The following is a 711-nucleotide window of genomic DNA, read 5'->3' on the forward strand; positions in this document are numbered from 1 at the left end:
CCAGGAAGTAAATAAAGAAGCCCAGGCCAAATACACCGTATACGATAGAGGGAACACCGGCGAGGTTGTTAACCGCGATTCGGATAATTCGGGTAATTGCACCCTGGTGTGCATATTCACGCAAGTAAACAGCGGCGATAACGCCTAGTGGTGTCACCATGATAGACATGACGATTACCATCAAAACCGTACCGTAAATAGCGGGGAAGATACCGCCTTCTGTGTTGGCTTCACGCGGGTCATCGCTAACAAACTCAACTAGCTTCTCAATATAGAAGGAGATCTTCTCAGCCAGCGACATTTTGTTAGGCTGGAATGCGCGAACAACGTGGGCTATCTCGATTTCTCGCTCTTGGCCATCCGCTGTTGTTGCGACGAGACTGTCACGATTGATTTGCGTGTATAAATCACTCAGGCGTGATTGCAGCCCTTTGTATTGATTATCGAGCGCTGCGCGTTCTTCTTTAAGCGCTAATTGACGCTGAGCTGTTAGCTCATTGTTTAGCTCATAAGAGCGCTCTTTTAGGCGTAAACGCTCGATTTGGCTGTTGATGCTGCCGATCTCGGCCTTTTCGATCGTATAGATCTCATCATGAATGCTCAATGCACGTTCGATACGCTTGCTCAGTTCATCCCATGCGCCATTTCCAGAGGCGACAACCTGGCCGCTTTCTTTTACATCTTTAAGGTAGCCGTAGAAGTTACCCCATT

The 711-nt window shown here is 48.1% G+C and carries 1 pseudogene; it reads right to left on the reverse strand.

Going from position 1 to position 711, the window contains the following annotated elements:
- A pseudogene (locus A3735_RS30320) lies at positions 1 to 711 on the reverse strand (phosphate ABC transporter, permease protein PstA); the annotation flags it as partial.

Source organism: Oleiphilus sp. HI0061, from assembly GCF_001635675.1.